This window comes from Methylobacterium sp. WL103 (assembly GCF_008039885.1).
In the GTDB taxonomy this organism is placed as follows: Bacteria; Pseudomonadota; Alphaproteobacteria; order Rhizobiales; family Beijerinckiaceae; genus Methylobacterium; species Methylobacterium cerastii.
Genome location: NZ_VRUX01000666.1, coordinates 1 through 2,168, shown reverse-complemented (window position 1 = coordinate 2,168; position 2,168 = coordinate 1). Strand labels below are relative to the sequence as shown.

General features: G+C 71.5%; 1 protein-coding gene and 1 pseudogene. One reads left to right on the top strand and one right to left on the bottom strand.

The features are described from left to right. Nucleotides 1–364 precede the first annotated feature (364 nt). Nucleotides 365–1,582 carry a cell division protein ZapE gene (gene zapE, locus FV222_RS23950; RefSeq protein ID WP_147761598.1) on the bottom strand — a complete coding sequence of 406 codons (1,218 nt, stop codon included), beginning with the start codon at nucleotides 1,580–1,582 and terminating at the stop codon, nucleotides 365–367. Between the two features lie 300 nt (nucleotides 1,583–1,882). Here zapE and FV222_RS23945 point away from each other — a divergent pair. Beyond that, nucleotides 1,883–2,168 (top strand): annotated as a pseudogene (locus tag FV222_RS23945) (GNAT family N-acetyltransferase); the annotation flags it as partial.

The window sequence follows — 2,168 nt, the reverse complement described above, 5'->3', positions numbered from 1 at the left end:
TCCCGGCCGCGACCGCCGCGCGGCTCGCCTCGCCGCCGACGTAGTTCCAGGCGCCGGCGACGAGGGCGACGAGCAGCAACCCGAAGGCGACCGGCGAGCCGAGCAGGCCCGCGAAAGGCCGCGCGCTGCGCCAGTTGGCCCGGCGCAGGAACGAGATCGACCGGGGATTGATCACGCGACGGCCATCCCGATCCGGGTCCGCGTCGCAGCACCACCCGCCGCGGGCGGATGTTTCGGATGGGTGATCATGTCGGGCGCCCCGGATCGGCCCGGCGACGTGCCGGGGCGATCCGCGCAGACATAACCGGGCGCGCGCGGTTGTCGAAGCTTTACCCGTCGGCGCGGCAGGCGCCGCGAAGCCGCATCAGGTCTCGACGAGGCCGGTCGTCGAGCCGGAAGCCTCGGAATCGGCCCGGCCGTGCGGCAGGGCGAGGTATTCCACCGAGCGCATCTCGATCAGTCGGGACACCGTCCGATCGAACTCGAAGGCCTCGCGGCCTTGCCGCACCGAGTAGAGCGCCTGCGCCTCGGCGGCGGCCGAGGCGACGAGCTTCACGTGGCGGTCGTACAGGGTGTCGATCAGGGTGATGAAGCGCTTGCACTCGTTGCGGTTCTGCTCGCCCATCACCGGAATCTCTTCGACGATCACCGTGTGGAAGGCGCGGGCGATCGCCATGTAGTCGGAGGCGCCGAGGGGCTGGGCGCAGAGGTCGTCGAAGCTGAATCGGGCGACGCCCGCAGCCTCCTGCGGCACCGGCACCTGACGGCCGTGCACGGTGAGCGTCGCAGACCGGCCCTTGGCCTTGCCGGTCAGGCCGCGGAAGGCGGCATCGAGCGCCGAGCGCGCGGCCGCGTCGGCGGGCACGTGGTAGACCGGCGCGCCGCCGAGTTTCTCGAGGCGGAAGTCGGTGCGCGAATCCAGGCGCAACACCTCGACCCGCTCCTTCAGCTCCTCGACGAAGGGCAGGAACAGGGCCCGGTTGAGGCCGCCCTCGTAGAGCCGGTCCGGCTCCACGTTCGAGGTCGCCACCACCGTCACGCCGCGCTTGAACAGCGCTCCGAATAGCCGGCCGAGGATCATCGCATCGGCGATGTCGGTGACGGTGAACTCGTCGAAGCACAGCAGCGTCGCCTCGTCGGCCAACGCGTCGGCGACCGGGCCGATCGGGTCGTCACCCTTGACCTCGCCGCGCTTCAGCGCCTGGCGGTAGGCGTGGATACGCTCGTGCGCGTCGGCGAGGAAGCCGTGGAAGTGGACGCGGCGCTTCGGGCCGGGGGCGGCCTCGTGGAACAGGTCCATCAGCATGGTCTTGCCACGCCCGACCGAGCCCCAGATGTACAGCCCCTTCGTCGGCCCGACGGTGTCCTTGCGCGAGAACAGCCAGCCGAGGGCGCTGCCCTTCTTGGCGCGTCGGCGCCGCTCCAGGTCGAGGGCGAGCCGGTCGAGGGCGCGCACCAGCCGCGCCTGCGCCGGGTCGCGCTCGATCGCACCCGACGCGATCAGCGCCTCGTAGCGATCGTGGACGGGCCCGGGGGAGAGCGCGCCGCTGCGCGCGTCTGCGGAGGGCGCCTGGCTCGGCAAGGTTGGGCTCACGACATCCGGCTCACGACCACGGGATCCTGCTCGGCCTCGGCCCTGTTGCGGCGCGAAGGACGGATCACCCGTCTGCAGCGCGCGCACAGGGCGATCAACCCGCCGCCCAGCACGATACGAGGAAACGGGTTCCATCCGCCCAGCGCATGTCAGCCCACGCCGCAAACCGCAAGGACGAATTGTTGCATTGCACAATCGGCTTGGCGGTGCGAGACCGGCGCTACCTTCGAGGGAGGGCACGCCCGGATGCGCGCAGACGTCAGCGCCGCGCAATCGGAGACTGGAACCATGGCACTGCCCGAGCCGAAGCCGGCGGGACACACGATCCGCCGCCTACGTGCGAGCGACCGCGCCGAAATCCTCGCCTACTTCCTGCGCCTCGATCCGGAGACCCGTGCGAACCGCTTCATGGGCGCCGTCGGCGAGGCCGGAATCCACGCCTACGCCGAGCGCGCCGTGACGGCGGAGGGCCTGATCTTCGGCGCGTTCGTCTCCGGCGTCCTGCGCGGCGTCGCCGAGTTGCGCCCGTCGCGCGCCGGCGCGACGGCGTTCGACTTCGGCGCCGAGGCGGAGG